Source organism: Tessaracoccus sp., assembly GCF_016714275.1.
Classification (GTDB): Bacteria; Actinomycetota; Actinomycetes; order Propionibacteriales; family Propionibacteriaceae; genus Arachnia.
The window spans coordinates 1,463,517-1,485,042 of the sequence record NZ_JADJNP010000001.1; the positions used below are offsets into that span (position 1 = coordinate 1,463,517).

A 21,526-nucleotide genomic window follows, 5' to 3' on the forward strand; every position below is an offset into this window, starting at 1 on the left:
GTCGGCGCACCGGCCCAGGCGAGGACATGGAGGATGAGATGAGCGAGGCTGACCTGACCACGGGCGGCACCGTGCTACCCATCACACGGTGGGGCACGCCGGTGATGCACGCGCAGACGGCGCCGGTCACCGAGTTCGGCGAGGACCTCCACACGCTCGTCCGCGACATGTTCGCCACCATGCGCGCCGCCGACGGCGTCGGCCTCGCCGCGACCCAGGTCGGCATCGGTCTGTCGGTTTTCGTGTACGAATGCCCCGACGGCGACGACAAGCTGCAGCGCGGCGTCGTCTGCAACCCGGTGGTCACGCTCCCCGAGGGCAAGGACCGCAACCTGGACTCCACGGACGAGGGCTGCCTCTCCTACCCGGGCGGCTACCAGCCGGTCGCCCGCCCGGATCTCGCGACCTGCGAGGGTCAGGACGCGTTCGGCAACGACATCCGCATCGAGGGCACCGGGCTCCTGGCGCGGTGCCTCCAGCACGAGACCGACCACCTCGGCGGCACCGTGTTCGGCGACCGCATCTCCGGCCGCTCGCGCCGTCTCCTCGACAAGCAGGTGAAGGACCTCGCGTGGCGCTACCCGGACGACTGGCCCGTCTCGCCCAAGCTCAAGGCCGCCGTCCCGCCCGGCGCCGCGGAGCCCTCGGCCACGTAAGCCTCAGCGCAGCGCGTAGGCCAGGATCGCCGCCGCCGTCGCGACGTTCAGCGAGTCGACGCGGTCCGTCATCGGGATGGTGACGTGCTCGTCAGCCGCGGCCTGCCACGCCTCGCTCAGCCCCACGCCCTCGGTCCCCAGCAGCAGCGCGACCTTTCCGGCGGGCCGGTAGTCGTCCAGCGCGATGGCCGACGGCGACAGCGTCGCCGCGACCAACCGAAACCCGGCCTCGCGCAGCAGATCCAGGTCTGCGTCGCCGCACATCCTGCGCCACGGCAACTCAAGGGTCGCTCCCATCGACGACTTGATCGCCCTTCGGTACAGCGGATCCGCGCCACCCGGTGAGACGAGCAGCCCGTCCCAGCCGAGCCCAGCGGCCACCCTCGCCATCGCGCCGGTGTTCGCGTGGTCGACCACCTCCTCACACACCACCAACCGCCGCGCGGCCAGGAGCGTCTCCCAGGAGGCCTCTGCCGGGCGGTCGAACGATCCCAGCGCGCCGCGGTGCACGTGGAAGCCGCTGACCTGTTCGATGAGCCTTTCGGGTGCGACATAGACGGGCACGTCCGGGTACGCGCCCAGCACCGACTCAAGGCCCGGCAACCACCGCGGCTGCAGCAGGAGAGCCCGCGGCCGGCAGCCCGCCGCGAACGCGCGCTCGATGATCTTGAGCCCCTCCGCGACGAACCGGTCCTCGTCCCTGCGCAGCTGCGCGTCGCGCAGCCGGGTGAAGTCGCCCAGCCGCGGGTCGGACGGGTCCGTCACGTCGATCAGCACGACACAAGGGTAGGTGCTTCCCACCGCCCGGCGACTAGTGGCCTTTGAGGGCGACAGCCCACTGGCCCACTAGCCTTGCCGTCATGGACTGGTACGTGGTGCTCGACGACGCGACGCGCGCCGCGCAAACCGTCCTCACGGACCTCCGGCGTGTCGACGAGGTGACCATTCCCGAGGTCGACGACGCCCTGGCCGCCGGCTGGGCGGACGGCCTGCACTGCTTCGCCTGGCTCCCGTACGACCTCGGCGAGGCGCACCTCGGCATCCGAGGGCCCGCCGTCGGCGCCCTCTACTGGTTCGCCGAACACACCGAGGGGCGACGTCCACTTCCCGACGACCCGGCCTTCCTCGCGGTCGCCCACCCCACCGTGGAGCAAGCGGCCTTCACGGATCGGATCGCGCTGCTGCAAGAGGCCATCGCCGCCGGCACCACCTACCAGGTCAACTACACCCACGCCGTACGTGGCCGTGCCGTCGGCGCGCCGGAGGCGCTCTACCGGAGGCTGCGGGAGCGCCAGCCCGCCGCGTTCGGCGTCCTCGCCCACCTGCCCGGCCCTGCGGCGCCGTGGACGCTCAGCCTCTCCCCCGAGCTGTTCCTGGACGTCGACGGCGAGACGGTCACCGCCCGCCCCATGAAGGGCACCGCCTCCGCGGACACCGACGCACACGACCTCAGCACCAGCCCGAAGGATCGGGCCGAGAACCTCATGATCGTCGACCTGCTGCGCAACGACCTCAGTCGCGTCGCGGTACCGGGCACCGTCGCCGTTCCTCGCCTTTTCGAGGTGGAGCGGGTCGGCGAACTCTGGCAGATGACGAGCACGGTCACCGCGCGGCTCGCGCCCGGCACCACTGTCGGCGGGCTCCTCGACGCCACGTTTCCGTGCGGCTCGATCACGGGCGCGCCGAAGCTGTCCAGCATGCGGCTGATCCGCGCCGTCGAGGCCGAGCCGCGCGGGATCTACACCGGGAGCATGGGCCTGATCGAACCCGCGCCTGGGCCACTCGGGTGGCGGCTCTGCCTCAGCGTCGCCATCCGCACCCTCGAGATCGACGAGGACGGCGACGGCTCGTTCGGCGTCGGCTCCGGCATCGTCGCCGACAGCACCGCGGCCTCCGAGTGGGCCGAATGCCGCGCGAAGGCCGCCTTCGTCACGCGCCTCCCGGAGTCGCTCCGGTTGAAGGAGGCGCTGCGCGTCATCGACGGCGCCTGCCCGCTCGGTGACCTTCACCAGGCGCGGCTCTCGGCCTCCGCCACGGACCTGGGCTTCCCGCCTCCGGACGACGCAATCGCCGAAGCGGTGGCGGAGACGCCGCACGGCTCGTGGCGCGTCGGCATCGAGCTGCTCCCGAACGGACGCGTCGAGGTCTCCAGGACGCCGCTCGCGCCCCTGACAACACCGGTCGACCTGCTCCTCGCCCACGCTCCCTGGCCGGACAGTCCGCTGGCGCGGCACAAGACAAGTTGGCGCGCGCACCTCGACGATGCCTGGCGCACGGCGGAGTCTTTCGGCGCCTTCGACACCATCGGCCACGACGACGCCGGGCGCGTGCTCGAGGGCGGACGCAGCACCGTCTTCGCTCTGGTCGGCGGCGTCTGGGTCACGCCCCCGGCGTGGCTAGGAGTCCTTCCCGGCGTCCAGCGGGCCGCCCTGCTCCTCGATCCCGGCCCGCTGGGGGGCGGGCCGCTCGTCGAGCGGGTTCTGACCATCGACGAACTGCGGGCCGCGGACCGGATCGCCGTCGCCAACGCCGTCAGGGGCGTCCTGCCCGCCCGGCTCCTCGACCGGAAGGCCTAGCTCCGCGGCGGTCGTCGGAGAGATCGCGGGCATCGGACCGCGGACCCGACCCGGCGCCGGTGCGTCCAACGCGCGGGCGTCCGCGATGGCGCGCTCCACGGTCTTGTTCGACCGCTCCCGCTCCTCTCGGGCATGCTCCTCGATCTCCGCATGCACGTCGATCTTCGGCGGGGCGACGACGTCGCCGACGGCCCGCGAGACGTAGTCGCGGACGCCCTCGGCGTCGGCGACCTGCCCGAGCCCCTTCAGCGCGTCGTTCAGCTCGCTGGGCACGATCCACACCTTGTTCGCGTCGCCCTGGGCCAGCTTCGGGAGCATCTGCATGTACTGGTAGGCGAGCAACGCTTGATCCGGCTGGCCGGCATGGATGGCGCCGAACACCGTCGAGATGGCCTGGGCCTCGCCCTCGGCGCGCAGCATCTGAGCCTGCCGCTCCGCCTGGGCGCGGAGCACCTGGGCCTCCCGGTCGCCCTGGGCGCGGAGGATCGCGGCCTCCCTGTCGCCGCCGGCGGCGAGGATCTGCGACTGGCGCTGGCCCTCGGCCAACAGGATCGCTGCGCGCTTGTCGCGCTCCGCGCGGGCGCCCTTCTCCATGGCGTCGCGGATGGTGGGCGGCGGCTCGATGGCGCGCAGCTCCACGCGGTTGACCTTGATGCCCCACTTGCCGGTGGCCTCGTCGAGCACGGTCCGCAGCCGCTGGTTGATCTCCTCGCGCGAGGTCAGCGCCGCCTCCAGATCCATGCCGCCGATGATGTTGCGCAGCGTCGTCATGGTGAGCTGCTCGATGGCGGCGCGGTAGTTCTGCGCCTCGTACGCGGCGCGGGCGGGATCGACGATCTGGAAGTAGATGACCGAGTCGATGGACACCATCAGGTTGTCCTCGGTGATGACGCCCTGCGGCGGGAACGGCACCACCTGCTCGCGCATGTCGAGCGTGTAGCGGATCTGGTCGATGAACGGCACCACGAGGTGGGGGCCGGGCTTGAGTGCCTTGCGGAACTTGCCCAGCCGTTCGACGAGCGCGACCTGCTGCTGCCGGATGATTTTCAGGGTGGCCGCGAGGGTCGCGATGACCAGGACGGCCACGCCGATCATGATGAAGATGCTGACGTCGGGCATGGTTTCTCCTTACCTCCCGAGGGGGCGGTTGGCGGGGTACACGAGCAGGGTGATTCCGTCGAGTCCGAGCACCTCGATGCTCTCCCCCGCGGAGATCTCGATGGAGCCGTCGTAGCTGCGGGCCTCCCAGACCTGGCCGTCGACCTTCACCTCGCCGGCGTGCGCCGTGATCGCGGTGGTCGTCACGCCGGAGGCGCCGATCAGGGTGTCGAGGCTGGACCGGTAGCCGGGGGCGCGCCGCACCCGCTCCAGAAGCGTGGGGCGCAGCAGGAAGAGGGTGGCCACGGCGGTGATCAGCGCGACGGCGACCTGCAGCCAGACGAGGCCCGGGAACACCAGCGCGACTCCGGCGCCGGCGAGCGCCCCGGCGGCCAGCATGAGCAGCGTCATGTCCAGGGTGAAGAGCTCCGCAGCCGCCAGCCCGACGGCGAGCAGCCCCCAGCCGGCCCACAAGTGGGCAGACACCCAGTCCAGGAACTCGCTCATCTGATCCCCCGCGCACTCCACCGCCCGTCGACCTTGCCGACGTTCAGGGGCATACCGAACGCGATACTCAGGTTCACGCCGGTCAGGGTCTCGTCGATGGGCCCGGCCGCGACGACGCGGCCGAAGTTCAGCAGGAGGCAGTGCGTGATCCCCTCCGGGATCTCCTCGACATGGTGCGTGACGAGCACCGTCGCGGGCGAGTCCTCGTCGAGGCAGATCTCCGACAGCGTCTGCACGAGCGCCTCGCGCCCCGCGAGGTCGAGGCCGCCCGCGGGCTCGTCGAGCAGCAGCAGCTCGGGATCCGTCATCAACGCGCGGGCGATCTGCACGCGCTTACGCTCCCCCTCACTGAGGGTGCCGAATGTCCGGTCGGAGAGGTGGTCGACCCGAAGCGACGCCAGCAGCTGCTCGGCACGCGCGACGTCGTACTCGTCGTACTCCTCGCGCCAGCGGCCGACGATCGCGTACGCCGCCGACAGCACGAGGTCGCGGACGCGCTCGCCGTCGGGGATCCGCTGTGCGAGCGCAGAGGACGTCAGGCCGATCCGGGGACGGAGCTCGAACACGTCGACGGCACCGATCACCTCGTCGAGTATCCCGACGACGCCCTCCGTCGGGTGCATCTGCGCGGAGAGCAGCTGCAACAGCGTGGTCTTGCCTGCGCCGTTGGGTCCGATCACGACCCAGCGCTCGCCCTCGTCGATCATCAGCGACACGTTGTCCAACAGGACCGCATTGCCGCGCCTGATCGTCACACCCGCAAGTTCCGCCACCGCTGCCATGACAACAAACCTACTAGACGGCGCGGGGAGCCGGCGCTACATACTCGTCAAGATATGGGGGTCGTAGGTCGCGCGATCTGGTGCGCCGCGGCCGAGGAATGCCCGTTCAGCAGGCTCCTAGGCGCCGGTGGAGTGGAGGCCGCCGTCGACGTGGATCATCTCGCCGGTGGTGGCGGGGAACCAGTCGCTGAGCAGCGCGACGATCGCCTTGGCAGAGGGAACGGCGTCGCTCGCGTCCCAGGACAGCGGCGCGCGCTCGGCCCAGATGTCGTTGAACGCCGAGGCGCCGGGGATGGCCTTCTTTGCGACGGTGTCGACGGGGCCGGCGGCGACAAGGTTGCAGCGGATGCCGTCCGGGCCGAGGTAGCGGGCGAGGTAGCGCGAGGTCGACTCCAGGGCGGCCTTCGCGACGCCCATCCAGTCGTAGGTGGGCCAGGAGACGCGCGCGTCGAAGGTGAGGCCGACGACGCTGGCGCCGCGGTTCAGGATCGGCTTGGCCGCCATGGTCAGCGACTGCAGCGAGTACGCCGAGATGTGCAGCGCGTTGCCGACCGAGTCCCAGTCGGTGGTCAGGAACGCGCCGCCCAGCGCCTTCTCCGGGTCTGCGTAGGCGATGGAGTGCACGATGCCGTCGAGGCCGCCGTCGAAGTGCTCGCTGAGCAGTTCGGGAAGGGTGGCGAGGTGCTCCGGGTTGGTGACGTCGACCTCCACGATCGGCGGAACGGGGTCGAGCCTCGATATGGCGCGGGTGGCAGGAGCGACGGCGCGGCCCGCGGCGGACACGACGACGTTCGCACCCTCCCGCTGCGCGATCTCGACGGCGGCGTACGCGATCGATGTGCGCATCGTCACGCCCGTGACGAGGATGTTCTTGCCCTCGAGGATTCCCATGTTCAGTCCTAACGTGATCGAGTGTCTCGGGCTCAGTGACCCATGCCGAGGCCGCCGTCGACGGGCAGCACGGCGCCGGAGATGTAACCGGCCTGGTCGCCGGCGAGGAACAGAGCGGCGGCGGCAACGTCGTCGACGACACCGAGACGGCCTGCGGGGATGCGCTTCTTGTAGTCGGAGATGACGTCGTCGGGCAGGGGGGCGGTCATGTCGGTCTCGATGAATCCGGGCGCGATCACGTTCGCCGTGACCCCGCGCACGCCCAACTCGCGGGTGATGCTGCGGGCCATGCCGACCAGCGCCGCCTTCGACGAGGAGTAGTTCACTTGGCCGGGCGAGCCGAGCAGCGCGACGACCGAGGAGACAAGGATGATGCGCCCGAACCGGCCACGCATCATGGGGCGGCTCGCGCGCCGCACGACGCGGAACGTGCCGGTGAGGTTGGTGTCGATGACGGTGTCCCAGTCCTCGTCGGACATGCGCATCAGCAGTGTGTCCTTCGTGACGCCGGCGTTGGCGACGAGGATCTCGACGGGGCCGAGCTCGGCCTCGACCGCCGAGAACGCTGCCTCCACCTGTTCCTGGTCCGTGATGTCGCACTGCAGGCCGAGTATGCCGTCGGGGACGCCGCCGGAGCGGTACGTCGCGGCGACGCGGTATCCGGCGTCGCGGAAGCGCTCTGCGAGGGTCCGGCCGATGCCCTTTGAGCCGCCGGTGACGAGTACTACGCGTGATGATTCAGCCACGGGAGCAACCTATCGCAGGAGCCCGTCGTCGGCCCGGATTTCGCCCACGCGACGAGGACTAAGGTAGGCGTATGGCCAAGACCACCGACGCGACGTTGATCACGAACGCGAACAAGGGGCTGAGCCTTGACGTCGCTGAGCGACAGCGTCGGTACCTGATCACGATGGGGATCCGCACGGGCTGCTTCCTCGCGTTCCTGGTCGTGCCTGGCTGGTGGAAGGTGGTGACCTTGGTCGCCGCGGCGCTGCTGCCCGCGCTCGCCGTGCTGCTTGCCAACAACAGCGACCACCACGCGCCGGCAACCGTCGGCGCAGACGACGGGCAGGGCCGCCTCGCGATCACCGGCGGCGAGGTGGTCACCGGCGCGGTCGAGGGCGCCGAACCGGTGGAAGAGGAGACCGCGTGAGCCGTCAGGCGCTGCGCTGGGTCGCGATGGGGCTGCTCGTCGTCGTCCTGGTCGTCACGTTCGTCAACCTGGGACGCTGGCAGCTCGACCGCCTTGAGCAGCGCCGCGACCGCAACTCCGCCGTCGTCGCGCACGAGAACGAGCCCCTCCGGCCCTATGGCGAGGTCATGAACCGCGTCATCGGCGAGGAGGAGCAGTGGTACCGCGTCACCGCCACCGGCGTCTATGCTCCCGAGCAGTTCCAGGTGCGCTACCGCAGCCTCGACGGGATGTACGGGTCGGAGATCGTTGGGGTGCTGCGGACCGACGACGGCAACCTTCTCCTCGTCAACCGCGGGTTCCTGCCCCGGCAGGCCGGCTATCCCGACGGAGAGATGCCGCCCGTGATGACCGGCGAGGTCACCGTGACCGGCTACGTGCGCCGCAACGACCGCGGCGACGAGAACGCCATGACTCCACACGAGAGTCAGGTCAGGCTGATCAACTCCGAGGCACTGGGCCGCGCGCTGGGCGCCGACGTCGTCGACGGCTACGTCTCGCTGATCGAGTCGTCGCCTGCCGACCCCAGCGGCCTCACCCCCCTCGGCGTCCCGAATCTCAACGAGGGCTCGCACTTCAGCTACGCGCTGCAGTGGTTCTCGTTCTCCGTCATCGCGATCGTCGGATTGGTGGTGCTGATCCGCGCCGACATCCGGGACCGCAGGAAGGCGCGCGAACGGGCGGCGCGGAAGCCGCCGGTGGCGGACGCCCCCGAGGGGTCGTGAGCGTGGGCGGGCTCGGCTGGCTCGCCTGCCCTGTGTGCGAGGAAGGGTTGGCCAGCGAGGGCGCGGTGCTGCGCTGCCCCACCGGCCACAGCTTCGACATCGCGCGCCAGGGCTACGTGAACCTGCTCGGGCGGGCCGCCCCGGAGAACGCCGACACCGCCGCGATGCTCGCCGCCCGCGCCCGTTTCCTGAGCGACGGTCACTACGCGCCCATCGCTGAGGCAGTGGTCGACGCCGCCCGTGGCGGCAACCGGATCGTCGAAGTCGGCGCAGGGACCGGCTACTACCTTGCCGCAACGCTGGACGCGACCCCGGACGCCGAGGGCCTCGCCACTGACGTCTCCCCCGCGGCCGCCCGCCGCGCCGCGCGCTGCCACCCGAGGGCCGCAGCCGTCGTCGCCGACACCTGGCGGCGCCTGCCCCTGCCCGACGGCGCGGCCGACCGCCTGCTCTGCGTGTTCGCCCCGCGTAACCCCGCCGAGTTCGCGCGCGTGCTGCGGCCCGGTGGCCGGGCGGTCGTCGTCGTCCCCGGGCCTGGCCACCTGCGCGAGCTCCGCGATCGCTACGGACTCCTCGGTGTCGGCGAGGACAAGGCAGGACGGGTGCGCGACGCGTTCGCCGGCTGGCGCGCCGAGGAGCAGCGGCTGAGCTACCGGATGGATCTGAGCCCCGACGGCGTCGCCGACGTCATCGCCATGGGCCCCAACGCCTTTCACGGGCTTCCCGCGACTACCGCCGCCTGTGCATCGTTAGTCGACGTATGGGTCCTCACGCTCGCGAAAGCGTGACGCTGGCTCCCTCGTGATCTAGGCTCGCGGCATGAACGTGGGCGACGCCGTTACGCGCCGAGTCCCGTCCGGGGGGCTCGGCAGGCCTGCGCGCGCCCGCTGGGGCTTCGGGCTGGGCACGCTCGGGCGCGACATGGTCGCGGCGCTCGTCTCGATGTACCTCATGTTCTACCTCACCGACGTCCTCGACGTGTCGGGCGCGCAGCTCGCAGCGATCACGGTGATCCTCGTCGTCATGCGGATCTTCGACGCCGTCAACGACCCGTTCATGGGCGTGATCGTCGACAACACCCACACCCGGTACGGCAAGTTCAAGCCGTGGATCTTCTGGGGTGCCCTGCTCTGGGGCGCCGCCACCCTCGCGTTGTTCTTCGACTTTGGCGTCGACGGCTGGGGCTACGTCGTCCTCTTCACCGTCGTCTATCTCGTCTACGAGGTCGCCTACACCATCAACGACATCGCCTACTGGTCGATGCTGCCGTCGCTCACACGGGACCAGAAAGAGCGGGAGCGGATCGGTGTGATCGCGCGGATCTGCGCCAACGTCGGGCTGTTCGCCATGGTGGTGGCGCTCGTTCCCGTCACAAAGGGGTTGGAGGCTGCGCTCGGGTCCGCCCAGACGGCGTGGTTCATCCTCGCCGCTGCGCTCGTTGTGGTGATGCTGGCCTTCCAGTCCCTGACGCTGATCTTCACGCGCGAGCGGGTGGCGACGACGCCCGAGGCCACCCCGCTGCGGGAGCTGTTCTCGGTCATCGCCCGCAATGATCAGCTGCTGTGGGTGACGCTGGCGATGGTCGCGTACATGATCGGCTACGGCACCACGACGTCGTTCGGCCTCTATTACTTCAAGTACATCTTCGGCGACGAGGGCGCGTTCCCCCTCTTCGCCGCGATCCTCGGCGTCTCGCAGATCTCCGCCCTCGCGCTGTTCCCGCTTGTGTCGAAGCGGCTGCCCCGCGCCCGGATCCATCTCATCGCGACGGCGCTATGCGTTGCCGGCTACTCGTTCTTCCTCATCGCGGGGACCTCGCTGGTCCTCGTCGGAGTCGCCGGGGTGCTGCTTTTCACCGGCCAGGGCGCCATCCAGCTCCTGATGGTGATGTTCATCGCGGACTCTGTCGAGTACGGCGAATGGAAGCTCGGCCGCCGCAACGAGTCCGTCACCTTCTCGTTGCAGCCGTTCATCTACAAGTTCAGCAACGCGATCGCCAGCGGCATCGTCGGCGCGACGCTGATCTGGACCGGCATCGACCGCGCGACCGGCCCCGCCGACGTCACGGCCTCCGGTGCCGCGATCTTCCGCGGGTCGATGATGGTGGTGCCGATGGCCCTTGTCATCGTCAGCTACCTGATCCTGCGGGCGAGGTACCGGTTAGACGAGACCACGTACGCTCGCATCATCGACGAACTGAAGGGGCGCGATGAGGCGGCGACTCCGCAGTAGCGATCGGGTCCGCGACCTATACGCCACCCCGGCGGGGCGCGACATCGTGGACAAAGTGCTGCTGCAGGCCGGCCTGCCACGGACGCTGCCCCGCGCGCTCGGAGGATTGAGGCTCTCGACGGTGGACCGCGCGGCCACCCGCTTCCTCGGCCCGGGGATCGTCGACTCGCTGATCGAGCTGACCAACGCGGAGCCGGATCTTCCCCCTACTGCGGAGCCGGTGTCCACGCCGTGGTGGCGCGACGCCGTCTTCTACCAGGTGTATCCGCGCTCGTTCGCCGACAGCAACGGCGACGGCATCGGCGACCTGCGCGGCGTCGTCGAGCGCCTCGACTACCTCGCCGACCTCGGCGTCGACTGCGTGTGGCTTTCACCGATCTTCGCCTCGCCCAACCAGGACATGGGCTACGACATCAGCGACTACCGGGACGTCATGGCGGAGATGGGGACGCTCGCCGACCTCGACGACCTCGTCGCGGGCTGCCACGAACGCGGCATGCGGCTGATCCTCGACCTGGTGGTGAACCACACCTCCGACCAGCACGAGTGGTTCCGCCGCGCCGTCGCCGACCCGGACGGTCCGTACGGCCGCTACTACTTCTTCGAGAAGGGAACGCCGGACCGGCCGCCGAACAACTGGCTGTCGTTCTTCTCCGGGTCTGCCTGGCGCTGGCTGCCGGAGGCCGAGCGCTGGGTGTTGCACTTGTTCGCCGAGGGCCAGGTGGACCTCCGCTGGGACAACCCTGACGTGCGCCGCGAGGTCGCGGACATCGTCCAGTTCTGGCTCGCCCGCGGCGTCGACGGGTTCCGGCTCGACGTCATCAACTACATCTCGAAGCCCGAGGGCCTGCCCGACGGCCACCCGTTCGTCGGCGACCTGCTGGAGTTCACCGGGGTCGAGCAGTACTTCTACGGCCCCCATCTCGTGGAGTACCTGCAGGGTCTGCGTCGCGACGGCTTCACGCGCGCGGAACCTCCTGCGTCAACCGTGCGCAGGCGCCTCCCGGACGGCTCGCTCGGCGAGCAACTGACTCCGGATGAGGTGGGGCTCATGGTCGGCGAGACGCCGGGGATCGGCGTGCAGCTCGGCCGGATGCTGAGCGGTGTCGGCCGCGACGCGCTCGACCTCACGTTCAACTTCGACGTCCTGGACACGCTGGGCAAGACCCGATGGGACCGGTACGCCTACGACCCCGAGTACCTCAAGGGCTTCTACCGCCGCTACCTGGACAGCATCGGTCCCGCCGACTGGATCTCGGTGTTCCTTGACAACCACGACAATCCTCGGATGCTGAGCAAGATCGCCGCTGGGCGCGAGGACGACCCACGGGTACGCGCGGCCGTCGGGAAGCTCCTGGCCACGATCCAGCTCACGATGCGCGGCACACCGTTCCTGTTCCAGGGGCAGGAACTAGCCGCGGTGGACCAACGCTTCACCGACGTCTTCCAGCTCCGTGACGTCGAGTCGATCAACCGCTACAAGGCGCTGCTCATCACGGGCCGCTCCCTCGCCGAGGCCTGGAACGAGGTCCTCGCGGGCAGCCGGGACCACGCCCGGGTCCCCCTGCGCTGGACCTCGGACGGCGGGTTCACGACAGGAGTCCCCTGGCTGGTCGGCACCGACGACGCCGTCGGCTTCTCCGCCGCGGAACAGATCGCGGACCCCGAATCGGTGTACGCGTGGCACAAGGCGCTGATCGCGCTCCGCCGACGCCACCCTGCTCTCACCCGCGGTGACCTGACCTGGGTCGCGCCCGGCAGGAAGAACTACTTCGCCTACGTCCGTTCCCTGGGCGACGAGGCCTTCCTCGTCGAGTGCAACACCTCGGACCGCCCGCTGCGCCGCCCTCGCACCCCGCACGTCGCCCAAACCGTCCTCGGCACGAGAAGCCCGGGCCGCATGTCCCCCTGGGAGGCGACCGTCAGCCGCGTCGCCGCTGGTTGACCAGGGGTTCAGCCAACTTCGTCGCCTTCGGCGTCCTCGAGACCGTGGTGTAGCCGGACTTCTTGCCCGTTACCTTCGCCGAGATCCTCGCACCGGCATTCGCCGACGTCAGGCTGTAACTCGCCTTCGTCGCTCCGGAGATTTGCCTTGCTGTGCTCAAGTCCGAGGATCAGCGCAGATCGGCGCGGCCCATTCGTTTCGACACGAGTCGCGGTCGACGTCGTCGACGCACCTCGGCTCAACCAGCGGGGGTCCGGCTCAACCAGCGATGGACTCGACGAACGGCGAGGGACGGCGGAACAGCGCAGCCAGACCCGGCAGTTCCTGCGCAGGGGGATCGTTCAGGGCTTCCCATGCTGTCAACGCCTGCGCGCCGAGCGGGACGATGCGAAGATCGGCCAGCACCTCCCGCTCTGCGTCTGCGGCATGCGTGATCACGTCGGTCATGATCCCTCCTGTATCAGGCACCGTACGTCCCGAAGACGGCGAGGACAATCGCTCACGAGCCGCCCGCCGGAAGCCGGGCGAGGAGACCCAGGACGAGGTCGTGGGCGTACGGGGCGGCGACGAGGTCGAGGAATCGCGAGAAGTCGAGGTGGGCGTCATCGTCGGCGCGGTCCGAGATCGTGCGGGCCAAAGCGAACGGGACTCCCGCCGTGGCGCAGACCTGGGCCAGCGCGGCACCCTCCATCTCGACGGCGAGCAGGTCGGGGAGATCGGCGCGCAGCCGGTCGCTGTCCTCGCGGGTGGCGATGAACTGGTCCCCGCTGGCGACGAGGCCCGTGTGGGCCGACGGCGCCTCGATCCCCAGTTCCCGGAACGGCACGGGCAGGGCCGCTCGGTGCCCCTCGACCACCTGCCGGGCCGCAGCACTCAGGGCACGGGTGAGCGCCTCGTCGGGCAGAAATCGCACCGTTCCCTCCACCTGCCAGCGCGGAAACAGCGGCCGGGCGTCGACGTCGTGTTGCAGCAGCGCATCGGCGACGACCACGTCGCCGGTCCGCACGCCCGAGCCGATCCCACCCGCGGTGCCGACCATCACGACGGCGTCCGCACGCTCGGCCAGGAGGGTCGCGGTCGCCGCAGCAGCAACCTTACCGACGCCGGAAAGCGCCACCATCACGTCGTGCCCAGCGAGCCGGCCCTCAAGGAAGCTCCGTCCCGCGACGACGTGCCGAGTCACCTCGCCGTACTCGCGGGCCACCTCGAGGACGGACGACAGCTCGGCTCGAAGAGCGGCGACGATCGCGATCACTACAGGCCGAGGAAGGCGCGGAACTCGTCGCAGCAGCGCTCGGCGCGCTCCCGGTCGGGGAGTTCGCAGAAGATGCGCAGGAGCGGCTCGGTGCCGGAGAAGCGGGCGATGATCCAGCCCTCCTCGAAGTAGACCTTGCAGCCATCCGCGTAGCTCGTCCTGACGACCGGCTCGCTGAACTCGGGCAGCCGACGCTCGACCATCAGCGTGTTCAGGATCTCCGGCTTGCGCTCCGGGTCGAACGGGAAGTCGGTCTCGGCCATGTAGTGCGGCGGGAACTGGCCGGTGATCTCGGCATAGATCTCGCTCATCGGCTTGCCCACGACGGCGATCATCTCGACCAGCAGCGCGGCGGCGTAGATGCCGTCCTTGCCCGCGATGTGGCCACGCACGGTCAAGCCGCCGGAGGACTCGCCGCCGATGATGGCGTCGGTCTCCAGCATCTTGCCCGAGATCCACTTGAACCCGACGGGCACCTCGTACGCCTGCTCGCCAAAGCGCTCCGCGACATCGTCGAGCAGCGACGTCGTCGCCACGTTGCGCACCACAGGACCCGACCACCCCTTGTATCTGAGCAGGTAGTAGTACAGGATCACCAGCAACTGATTGGGGTGCAGAAACGCGCCCGTGTCGTCGATGATGCCGATCCGGTCCGCGTCGCCGTCGGTGGCGATGCCAAGGTCGCAGCCGTTCTCCACGACATAGCGCGACAGCGCCTGCAACGTGTGCGACGTCGGTGACGGCAGCCGGCCGCCGAACAGCGTGTCATGCCGGTCGTTGATGACCTCGACGTCGACCCGGGCCGTCATCAGGATGGTCTGGAGCGACGTCTTGGACACGCCGAACATGGGATCGAGCGCGACCTTGAGCTTCGCCTCGCGGATCGCGGACATGTCGATCTGCGCCTCGATCGAGTCGATGTAGCCGTTGAAGGGATTGATCTCCTCCACGGCACCCGTTGCGATCGCTTTCGGGTAAGGGATGGAAGGGATGGCGGCCTCCGCCGGCCCTTGGAGGGCGGCCATGCGGTCCTCGATGTCGAGGGTCACGTCCTCGTCGGCATCCTTACCGCCGCGAGTGAACACCTTGATGCCGTTGTACAGCGCGGGGTTGTGCGACGCCGTGATCGCCATCCCGTAGGGCAGGTCGCGGTCCTTCACCGTCCACATGATCAGCGGCGTGGGCGCCTGTGCCACCTTGATCACGCTCGTCGGGATGCCGTAGCCCGCGAACACCTCCGCCGCCCACTGGGCCGCGACATCGGACAGGAACCGGCGGTCGTAGCCGATCACGATCCCCTGGTCAGCCACGCCCTCGTCGCGCATGCGCTCGGCGAGTCCCGCGCTAAGCAGCCGGACGTTCGCCCGGATGAACTCGTCTCCGATGATCGCTCGCCAACCGCCGGTACCAAAACTGATTCGTGCCACGCCTGAAGCCTAGGCGGTCAGCTTCATCCAGCCGCTGGCGCGGACCTGGCACCGTTCAGGTGTGCACGGAAAATGCGCGCATTGGTCGGGTTCATCGGCAGGGTTCATTGGTTTTCAGCACGACGGCTCGGCTGCGCCTCGCGCGTCGGCTCAACCAGCAGGAGTCTCACGGCTGGCTCAACAAGCGTGCAGGTCAGGCGAGGTCGATCAGCTCCGCGTAGTCGTCGGACCAGAGATCCTCGACGCCGTCGGGCAGCACAAGCACGCGGTCCGGCTGCAGGGCCTCGACGGCGCCCGGGTCGTGCGTGACGAGGACGACGGCGCCCGCGTACGTACGGATGGCGCTCAACACCTCGGCCCGCGAGGCGGGGTCGAGGTTGTTGGTGGGCTCGTCGAGGAGCAGCACGTTGGCGGCCGAGACGACGAGCATCGCGAGCGCGAGACGGGTCTTCTCACCACCGGAGAGCACCTTCGCGGGCTTCTCGACGTCGTCGCCCGTGAACAGGAACGAGCCGAGCACCTTGCGCGCCTCCGTCTCGTTCAGGCTGGGCGACGACGTCTTCATGTTGTCCAGCACGCTCCGGTTCACGTCGAGCGTCTCGTGCTCCTGCGCGTAGTAGCCGAGGCGGGCGCCGTGGCCGAGCTCGACGCGCCCGTTCGACGGCTCCTCGATGCCGGACATGATCCGCAGCATCGTGGTCTTGCCCGCGCCGTTAAGGCCGAGGATGACGACCTTCGAACCCTTGTCCACCGCTAGATCGACGGCGGTGAACACCTCGAGTGAACCGTACGACTTGCTGAGATCGAACCCGCGCAAGGGCGTCTTGCCGCACGGGGCGGGGTCCGGGAAGCGGATCTTCGCGACGGCGTCGACCTGACGCTCCCCCTCGACGCTGGCCAGCAGCCGCTCGGCGCGCTTGGCCATGTTCTGCGCGGCGACGGCCTTCGTTGCCTTCGCGCGCATCTTGTCGGCCTGCGCCATCAGCTGCGACGCCTTGCGCTCCGCGTTGGCGAGCTCGCGTCGACGGCGCTTCTCGTCGGTCTCCCGCTGGGCGAGGTACCGCTTCCAGTCCATCGAGTAGACGTCCATCTCCGCCCGGTTGGCGTCGAGATGGAACACCTTGTTGACGACGGCGTCCAGCAGCTCCGTGTCGTGGGAGATGATGATCAGTCCGCCGGAGAAGCCCTGCAGGTAGCCCCGCAGCCACACGATCGAGTCCGCGTCCAAGTGGTTGGTCGGCTCGTCGAGCAGCAGCGTTTCGGCGTCGGAGAACAAGATGCGGGCCAGCTCGATCCGACGGCGCTGGCCGCCCGAGAGCGTCTTCAGCGGTTGCGCAAGCACGCGGTCCGGTAGCCCGAGGTTGGCCGCGATCCTGGCGGCCTCGGACTCGGCCGCGTAGCCCCCCGCTGCGACGAACGCCGCCTCGGCCCGGGTGTAGGCGGCCATGGCGGACTCGCGTTCCTCACCGTCGGCCGTGGCCATCGCCTCCTCCGCGCGACGCATGCGGCGCACCACCTGGTCCAGCCCGCGGGCTCCGAGAACGCGGTCGCGCGCGATCTGCTCCGGGTCCCCGGAACGGGGATCCTGCGGCAAGTAGCCGAACTGTCCGGACCGGGCGACCGTGCCCGCGGCGGGAAGGCCCTCCCCGGCGAGGATTCGCGTCAACGTCGTCTTGCCCGCACCGTTGCGGCCCACCAGGCCAATCCGGTCGCCGGAGATCACCTGGAACGACACGGGGGCGAGCAGCAGCCGCGCACCCGCGCGCACCTCTATGTCCTTCACCTGTAGCACCGGACTAGTGTTCCCGGCCCGGCGGCGCGGGGCAAACCGGTCGCCGCCGACGCGACGCCAGGATCCCATCGACGAGGAACACGACGACGGCCGCCCAGACCAGCGCGAAGCCGGCCCAGCGCATGGGCGGCATCGGCTCGTGGAAGACCAGCCAGCCAAGCAGGAACTGGCCGATCGGCGCGATGTACTGCAGGACCGCGATGGTCACCATGGACACCCGACGGGCGGCCGAGGCGAAGAGGAGGAGAGGCACGGCCGTCAGGATCCCCGTCGTTGCGAGGAGAGCGCCGTAGCCGCTGAGGGGGGCCCCTGTCGCCTGTCCGGTGACCGCGAGCCATCCCAGGTAACCCAGCGCGAGGGGAGCGACGGCGCCTGTCTCGATGGCGAGCCCGGGAAGCGCTCCGACGGAGCGTCCCGCGACCTTCTTGACGAGGGAGTAGGTGCCGAAACTGCAGGCGAGGACGAGCGCGATCCACGGCATCTGCCCGTAGCCGACGACCATGACGAGCACCGACGCGACGCCGAAGGCCATGGCGAACCACTGCAGGCGGCGCAGGCGCTCTCCGAGCACGACGATGCCCAGACCGGCAACGGCGAGCGGGTTGATGAAGTAGCCGAGCGCCGTCTCCAGCGTTCGGCCGGAGAAGACCGCGAACACGTAGGTCAACCAGTTGACGACGATCAGCACCCCGGCGACGGCGAGACCCAGCGAGAGCCTCCGGTCGGCGAGGGCAGCGCGCAGGGTTCCCCACTGGCGCAGCACCGTCAGGAGGACCGCGCAGAAGACGAGCGACCACACCGCGCGGTGGGCCACGACCTCGAGCGCGCCGGAACGCGCGAAGAGCAGGAAGTACAGCGGAAACAGTCCCCACAGGAGGTACGCCGCGAGCCCGAATCCCAGTCCCGCACGCCGCTCGCTCACGCCGGGCAGCTTAGCGCCCTCGTGTCCCCGCGCTCGAGTCGCGTACGTGCTCCCGAGAATTGCTCCCGACAAGGCGGCGGGCTGCGCTAACGGAACGCTCATACGGACGATAGGGTGGCGCCATGGACGATGCGCAACCGACGATTCGCGTGCTTCTCGCTGAGGACGACCCTCTAGCGAGGCGCGCCGTCGACACGTATCTCAGCCGCGCAGCGGACATCGAGCTGGTGGGGATGGCGGTTGACGGTGAACAGGCAGTCCAGATGGCCAACGAGTTGCACCCCGACGTCTGCCTCGTCGACGTCCATATGCCGAAGATGGACGGCATCGAAGTCACCCGCATCGTCACGGCTCCGCCGCTGAACTGCAAGGCCGTGTGCTTCACGGCCCTCGGCGACGATCGGACGCTCACCCGCGCCATCCAGATGGGCGCCTCCGGCTTCCTCTTGAAGACCGACAGCCCGGCGCTGATCATGCACGGCATCCGCAGCGCCTACAGCGGCGACTCGCTCGTCTCCCCCAAACTCGTGGCGACCCTGCTCAGCACGACGCTCGCCCGCACCGCGCCGCCGCCGGACCTGGGTCAGATCGACACCAAGCTGCTCACCTTGATCGGGCAGGGACTCAGCAATGCCGAGATCGGCGAGGAGCTCCACCTGGCCACCAGCACCGTGAAAACGTACGTGAGCCGCCTCCTGACGCGCCTGGACCGAAAAAACAGGGCCGCGCTGGCCGCACTGGCCTATCAGTGGGGCCTCATAGAGAACTGACTGCCCCCTCCGAGGAGGGCTTCCATATAGGCGCGGCGTCGACCCCTCAGCGGGCCGAGCGTCGGCGACTCTGCGCCGACGGGGCGCCTTCGCGTCTGGCCGCGGTCCCGGCACCGTGTCGGCTATGGCAGCAAAGCGCACAAATCCCCCCTTGTCAGATCTCCCTGAGGCATTCCGCCACGACTGCCAGAGGGATACGCTCAGGAACAATCATCCAAAGTGGATCGCCTAATCGACGGAGGGTGACGATATGTACCCTTTCGTACCTCCAGGGCTAAACTGGCGTCCCTGATTTATCTACTATCGGAGAGAACGCACTTCCGAATGGAGAGACATCATGCTAGACACCATCGCCCCCTTCACCTCCGTTGTTCCGCGCCGCGAGGTCGTCAAGGCCGCCAACCGCGTCCTGCCCAAGTCGCTGATGAAGCCCCGCCTGCAGATGATCGTCTGCCGCATCCTGCAGTTCTGCCGGTGACGGTCGAAGCCTCGACGCTCAAGGGTGCGTAGAGTTCGCGCCATGCTTCGAGCCTTTCGCACAAGAACCCAGACCGTCCCCACCTGGTGGCTGGAGCCAGCGCTAGCCGCGCTCCTCTTCGCCCTGGTCATCGGGACATCGATCGGCTTCGGTGTACCCGCCCATGCGTGGGTGGCCAACGTCCTGATCTGCGTAGGAGCCGCCCTTTCGGCCATCTTCCCCTGGCCTGGGGCCGCGCTCACGTTCGTCGGCCTGCTCACCCAGCTGACCGTCGATCCCTCACTCATCGGGCCGTCCGGCCTGGTCGTCGCGGTCCACGTCTTCGCCGCGGTCCGGCTGCGACTACGAATCGTCCCGTTCCTCGTGATCACTCTCGGCGGCGCGGAAGTCAGCGTCCTGCTGCTCCGGTCAGGCGAGGGAGAGGGCCTAGCCGACAAGATCAGCGTCATCGTCCTGATCGCTGTCCTGATCGTGCTCAGCATCGGAGCCGGCATCCTGTGGCGCCGCTCCGTCGACCTCATCAGACTGGAGCGCGAGGCGGCCACGCGGCGGCTCCAGGACCTGCGCCTCGACCTCGCACGCGACCTGCACGACACCGTCGCGCAGACGCTCTCACACGCGTCGATGCGGTCGTACATGGTGGCGGCTGACCCAGCACTGGGCGAACCCGCCCGAGAAGAGCTGGAGGACATCGCCCAGGAATGCAGCTCGGCCGCCCAGGACCTGCGCCAGCTTCTCTCCAGCCTGCGTGACAGCCAGATGCTGGACGAGGTGGGTACGTGGCATGTCGCCGACGCCTCCGGCCTCCGCGAGGCCGTGGAGCAGCAGGCCCAACGACTCATCGAGGCGGGCTTTGACGCAGAGGTGCACTTCGACATCGACAGCATCAGCGCCGCGCGCGCGACGACGCTGGCGAAGATCACAGTTGAAGCGACCAGCAACATGATCAAGCACTCCACACCCAACGGTCGTACCTGCATCTCGATGCAGGCCACCAACGACTCATTCGTGGCCGAGTACTCAAACCCCACACGGCTGCGCGAGATCCGCCCCACCAGCGGCTTCGGCCTGGTTGGGATCCGCGAACGGGCCAACCTCCTCAAGGGCACTTGCACGAGCGAGCTGCTGGACGGCCGCTGGCTCCTGCGCGTCACCCTACCTACCGGGTACGAAGTGAGGGCGAACACGGAGTCCCCTACCTCACCACGCTGAGCAGATCGGCCCCCTCGCCGCTCGGGACAGCCCGGGACATAAAGTGAAGCGGCCATCCACTGACGCTGGGGGGGAACGCATCTCGGATGGCCGCTTGTGAGATAAGTCTGTCCGTCTCAGGGTCCGTTTGGAAGCTCGGACCCTCCTCCGTATCCGTTCAGTCAACTAAAGTAGACATCCCGAGCGAATTGGATCGATCCCGGGACATCCGGGTCAACTGATCCTCGCCAGGAAGTCGAGAACGGCGGCCTCCCACTCCGCTTGGTGAGAGACGTTCGCGCCGTGGGGCGCGCCGTCGATCACGACGAGTTCAGCCTGCGGCACGTACTCCGGCATGCGCGCGCTGGACTTGGCCAGCGGCACGTTGATGTCGCCGTCGCCGTGAATCACGAGCGTGGGCACCGCGATGCCGCGGCAGTCGTCACGCAAGTCGTCGGCCCAGATCAGGATGGTGGCCGGCCCCGCGATGGGACTCGACTGGTGGGCGATGGCCAATGCGGCCTGCCGCGTCGCCTCGTCGACCTGGAGCCCACCGCCGCCGGTGCTGTAGAACCAGGTGATGAACTGATCGAGGAACCCGTCACGGTCCGCCGCGCACTGATCAGACATCCCCTGGAACGCATCGAACGGCATCGCACCGTCCGGGTTGTCGTCGGTCAGACACAGCGCCGGGGTGATGGCGCCGGAGAAGATGACGGCGCCGACGCGCGGCTCGACCCGCCCGCCCGCAACGCGCGCCACCTCGCCACCACCCATCGAGAAGCCGAGGAGCACCGCGTCGACCAGATCGAGTTGCGCAAGCAGGGAGGCCAGATCGTCGGCGAGGGTCTCGTAGTCGTAGCCTGTCTCGGGCTGGTCGGACTGCCCGAAACCGCGCCGGTCGTACGCGATCACGCGATGGCCAGCGGCCGCGAACGCGGGGATGTTGGCCTCGAACGAGGCCCCAGACAGTGGCCACCCGTGGACAAGGACAACGGGACGACCCTCGCCGCCCGTGTCTGTGTAGTGCAGCTGCACGCCGTCAGCGGTCATCAATGTCGGCATCGTCGCCTCCTCAGCTTGGGTC

Annotated in this window: 21 protein-coding genes and 1 pseudogene; 10 read left to right on the plus strand and 12 right to left on the minus strand. The window is 69.1% G+C overall.

Annotated elements, in window-relative coordinates; all coding sequences use genetic code 11:
- Positions 1 to 38 precede the first annotated feature (38 nt).
- Positions 39 to 656: a peptide deformylase gene (def, locus tag IPJ61_RS06750; protein WP_297104495.1), complete on the plus strand. Its 618-nt coding sequence runs from the start codon at positions 39 to 41 to the stop codon at positions 654 to 656.
- Between the two features lie 3 nt (positions 657 to 659).
- Here def and IPJ61_RS06755 read toward each other — a convergent pair whose 3' ends face one another.
- A complete protein-coding gene (locus IPJ61_RS06755; RefSeq protein ID WP_297104497.1) occupies positions 660 to 1,433 on the minus strand; it encodes a TrmH family RNA methyltransferase in 774 nt (257 codons plus the stop codon).
- 83 nt (positions 1,434 to 1,516) lie between these two features.
- Here IPJ61_RS06755 and IPJ61_RS06760 point away from each other — a divergent pair.
- A pseudogene (locus IPJ61_RS06760) lies at positions 1,517 to 3,151 on the plus strand (chorismate-binding protein); the annotation flags it as partial.
- On the opposite strand, the gene IPJ61_RS06765 reads toward IPJ61_RS06760, so the two are convergent.
- From IPJ61_RS06765 to fabG, 5 genes are all read right to left on the minus strand, one after another.
- Positions 3,053 to 4,327 carry an SPFH domain-containing protein gene (locus IPJ61_RS06765; protein WP_459251268.1) on the minus strand — a complete coding sequence of 425 codons (1,275 nt, stop codon included), beginning with the start codon at positions 4,325 to 4,327 and terminating at the stop codon, positions 3,053 to 3,055. The pseudogene IPJ61_RS06760 and the gene IPJ61_RS06765 overlap by 99 nt on opposite strands.
- Before the next feature lie 33 nt (positions 4,328 to 4,360).
- Positions 4,361 to 4,837, minus strand: coding sequence for an NfeD family protein (locus IPJ61_RS06770; protein ID WP_297104503.1), 477 nt, complete (start codon positions 4,835 to 4,837; stop codon positions 4,361 to 4,363).
- Complete coding sequence (locus tag IPJ61_RS06775) at positions 4,834 to 5,619, minus strand: ABC transporter ATP-binding protein (protein ID WP_297104506.1); 786 nt, start codon at positions 5,617 to 5,619, stop codon at positions 4,834 to 4,836. Before IPJ61_RS06775 ends, IPJ61_RS06770 begins: the two co-directional genes overlap by 4 nt.
- A 117-nt stretch (positions 5,620 to 5,736) precedes the next feature.
- A complete protein-coding gene (gene fabI, locus IPJ61_RS06780) occupies positions 5,737 to 6,510 on the minus strand; it encodes an enoyl-ACP reductase FabI (protein WP_297104510.1) in 774 nt (257 codons plus the stop codon).
- Between the two features lie 32 nt (positions 6,511 to 6,542).
- The gene (gene fabG, locus IPJ61_RS06785; protein WP_297104513.1) at positions 6,543 to 7,256 is read right to left on the minus strand and encodes a 3-oxoacyl-ACP reductase FabG; all 714 of its coding nucleotides are present in this window, start codon (positions 7,254 to 7,256) and stop codon (positions 6,543 to 6,545) included.
- 71 nt (positions 7,257 to 7,327) lie between these two features.
- On the opposite strand from fabG, the gene IPJ61_RS06790 reads away from it, so the two are divergent.
- Genes IPJ61_RS06790 through IPJ61_RS06810 form a run of 5 tightly spaced genes read left to right on the plus strand, consistent with a single transcriptional unit; the run spans position 7,328 to position 12,604 of the window.
- The gene (locus IPJ61_RS06790; RefSeq protein WP_297104515.1) at positions 7,328 to 7,663 is read left to right on the plus strand and encodes a DUF3099 domain-containing protein; all 336 of its coding nucleotides are present in this window, start codon (positions 7,328 to 7,330) and stop codon (positions 7,661 to 7,663) included.
- Positions 7,660 to 8,427, plus strand: coding sequence for an SURF1 family cytochrome oxidase biogenesis protein (locus IPJ61_RS06795; protein WP_297104518.1), 768 nt, complete (start codon positions 7,660 to 7,662; stop codon positions 8,425 to 8,427). Before IPJ61_RS06790 ends, IPJ61_RS06795 begins: the two co-directional genes overlap by 4 nt.
- Positions 8,424 to 9,215, plus strand: coding sequence for a putative RNA methyltransferase (locus IPJ61_RS06800; protein ID WP_297104521.1), 792 nt, complete (start codon positions 8,424 to 8,426; stop codon positions 9,213 to 9,215). The genes IPJ61_RS06795 and IPJ61_RS06800 overlap by 4 nt, the downstream gene beginning before the upstream one ends.
- Positions 9,216 to 9,246: 31 nt before the next feature.
- Positions 9,247 to 10,659, plus strand: coding sequence for a glycoside-pentoside-hexuronide (GPH):cation symporter (locus IPJ61_RS06805; RefSeq protein ID WP_297104524.1), 1,413 nt, complete (start codon positions 9,247 to 9,249; stop codon positions 10,657 to 10,659).
- Complete coding sequence (locus tag IPJ61_RS06810) at positions 10,637 to 12,604, plus strand: alpha-glucosidase (RefSeq protein ID WP_297104528.1); 1,968 nt, start codon at positions 10,637 to 10,639, stop codon at positions 12,602 to 12,604. Before IPJ61_RS06805 ends, IPJ61_RS06810 begins: the two co-directional genes overlap by 23 nt.
- 258 nt (positions 12,605 to 12,862) lie before the next feature.
- Here IPJ61_RS06810 and IPJ61_RS06815 read toward each other — a convergent pair whose 3' ends face one another.
- From IPJ61_RS06815 to rarD, 5 genes are all read right to left on the minus strand, one after another.
- Entirely contained in the window at positions 12,863 to 13,051 is a 189-nt protein-coding gene (locus tag IPJ61_RS06815) for a hypothetical protein (protein WP_297104531.1), read from the minus strand.
- A gap of 52 nt (positions 13,052 to 13,103) precedes the next feature.
- Positions 13,104 to 13,859: a 5'-methylthioadenosine/adenosylhomocysteine nucleosidase gene (locus tag IPJ61_RS06820; RefSeq protein ID WP_297104534.1), complete on the minus strand. Its 756-nt coding sequence runs from the start codon at positions 13,857 to 13,859 to the stop codon at positions 13,104 to 13,106.
- Positions 13,859 to 15,286: a phosphoglucomutase/phosphomannomutase family protein gene (locus tag IPJ61_RS06825; RefSeq protein ID WP_297104537.1), complete on the minus strand. Its 1,428-nt coding sequence runs from the start codon at positions 15,284 to 15,286 to the stop codon at positions 13,859 to 13,861. The genes IPJ61_RS06820 and IPJ61_RS06825 overlap by 1 nt, the downstream gene beginning before the upstream one ends.
- 193 nt (positions 15,287 to 15,479) lie before the next feature.
- On the minus strand, positions 15,480 to 17,078 hold the full coding sequence (locus IPJ61_RS06830; RefSeq protein WP_297104539.1) for an ABC-F family ATP-binding cassette domain-containing protein: 1,599 nt from the start codon (positions 17,076 to 17,078) through the stop codon (positions 15,480 to 15,482).
- A gap of 4 nt (positions 17,079 to 17,082) precedes the next feature.
- Positions 17,083 to 18,000, minus strand: coding sequence for an EamA family transporter RarD (rarD, locus tag IPJ61_RS06835; protein ID WP_297104542.1), 918 nt, complete (start codon positions 17,998 to 18,000; stop codon positions 17,083 to 17,085).
- Between the two features lie 122 nt (positions 18,001 to 18,122).
- Between rarD and IPJ61_RS06840 the strand changes: the two genes are divergently transcribed.
- The 3 genes from IPJ61_RS06840 to IPJ61_RS06850 all read left to right on the plus strand — a co-directional run bounded on the left by IPJ61_RS06840 (position 18,123) and on the right by IPJ61_RS06850 (position 20,460).
- On the plus strand, positions 18,123 to 18,770 hold the full coding sequence (locus IPJ61_RS06840) for a response regulator (RefSeq protein WP_297104545.1): 648 nt from the start codon (positions 18,123 to 18,125) through the stop codon (positions 18,768 to 18,770).
- A 337-nt stretch (positions 18,771 to 19,107) separates the two neighbouring features.
- Positions 19,108 to 19,248: a hypothetical protein gene (locus tag IPJ61_RS06845; protein WP_297104548.1), complete on the plus strand. Its 141-nt coding sequence runs from the start codon at positions 19,108 to 19,110 to the stop codon at positions 19,246 to 19,248.
- Positions 19,249 to 19,290: 42 nt separating this feature from the next.
- Positions 19,291 to 20,460: a sensor histidine kinase gene (locus IPJ61_RS06850; protein WP_297104551.1), complete on the plus strand. Its 1,170-nt coding sequence runs from the start codon at positions 19,291 to 19,293 to the stop codon at positions 20,458 to 20,460.
- A gap of 213 nt (positions 20,461 to 20,673) precedes the next feature.
- On the opposite strand, the gene IPJ61_RS06855 is transcribed toward IPJ61_RS06850, so the two are convergent.
- The gene (locus IPJ61_RS06855; RefSeq protein ID WP_297104554.1) at positions 20,674 to 21,504 is read right to left on the minus strand and encodes an alpha/beta fold hydrolase; all 831 of its coding nucleotides are present in this window, start codon (positions 21,502 to 21,504) and stop codon (positions 20,674 to 20,676) included.
- Between the last annotated feature and the right edge of the window lie 22 nt (positions 21,505 to 21,526).

Excerpts from the sequence above, each read along its gene's own strand:
- def (WP_297104495.1), top strand. The coding sequence starts at position 39 with ATGAGCGAGGCTGACCTGACCACGGGCGGCACCGTGCTACCCATCACA.
- IPJ61_RS06765 (WP_459251268.1), bottom strand. The coding sequence starts at position 4,327 with ATGATCGGCGTGGCCGTCCTGGTCATCGCGACCCTCGCGGCCACCCTG.
- IPJ61_RS06770 (WP_297104503.1), bottom strand. The coding sequence starts at position 4,837 with ATGAGCGAGTTCCTGGACTGGGTGTCTGCCCACTTGTGGGCCGGCTGG.
- IPJ61_RS06775 (WP_297104506.1), bottom strand. The coding sequence starts at position 5,619 with ATGGCAGCGGTGGCGGAACTTGCGGGTGTGACGATCAGGCGCGGCAAT.
- fabI (WP_297104510.1), bottom strand. The coding sequence starts at position 6,510 with ATGGGAATCCTCGAGGGCAAGAACATCCTCGTCACGGGCGTGACGATG.
- IPJ61_RS06790 (WP_297104515.1), top strand. The coding sequence starts at position 7,328 with ATGGCCAAGACCACCGACGCGACGTTGATCACGAACGCGAACAAGGGG.
- IPJ61_RS06805 (WP_297104524.1), top strand. The coding sequence starts at position 9,247 with ATGAACGTGGGCGACGCCGTTACGCGCCGAGTCCCGTCCGGGGGGCTC.
- IPJ61_RS06810 (WP_297104528.1), top strand. The coding sequence starts at position 10,637 with ATGAGGCGGCGACTCCGCAGTAGCGATCGGGTCCGCGACCTATACGCC.
- IPJ61_RS06815 (WP_297104531.1), bottom strand. The coding sequence starts at position 13,051 with ATGACCGACGTGATCACGCATGCCGCAGACGCAGAGCGGGAGGTGCTG.
- IPJ61_RS06840 (WP_297104545.1), top strand. The coding sequence starts at position 18,123 with ATGGACGATGCGCAACCGACGATTCGCGTGCTTCTCGCTGAGGACGAC.
- IPJ61_RS06845 (WP_297104548.1), top strand. The coding sequence starts at position 19,108 with ATGCTAGACACCATCGCCCCCTTCACCTCCGTTGTTCCGCGCCGCGAG.
- IPJ61_RS06850 (WP_297104551.1), top strand. The coding sequence starts at position 19,291 with ATGCTTCGAGCCTTTCGCACAAGAACCCAGACCGTCCCCACCTGGTGG.
- IPJ61_RS06855 (WP_297104554.1), bottom strand. The coding sequence starts at position 21,504 with ATGCCGACATTGATGACCGCTGACGGCGTGCAGCTGCACTACACAGAC.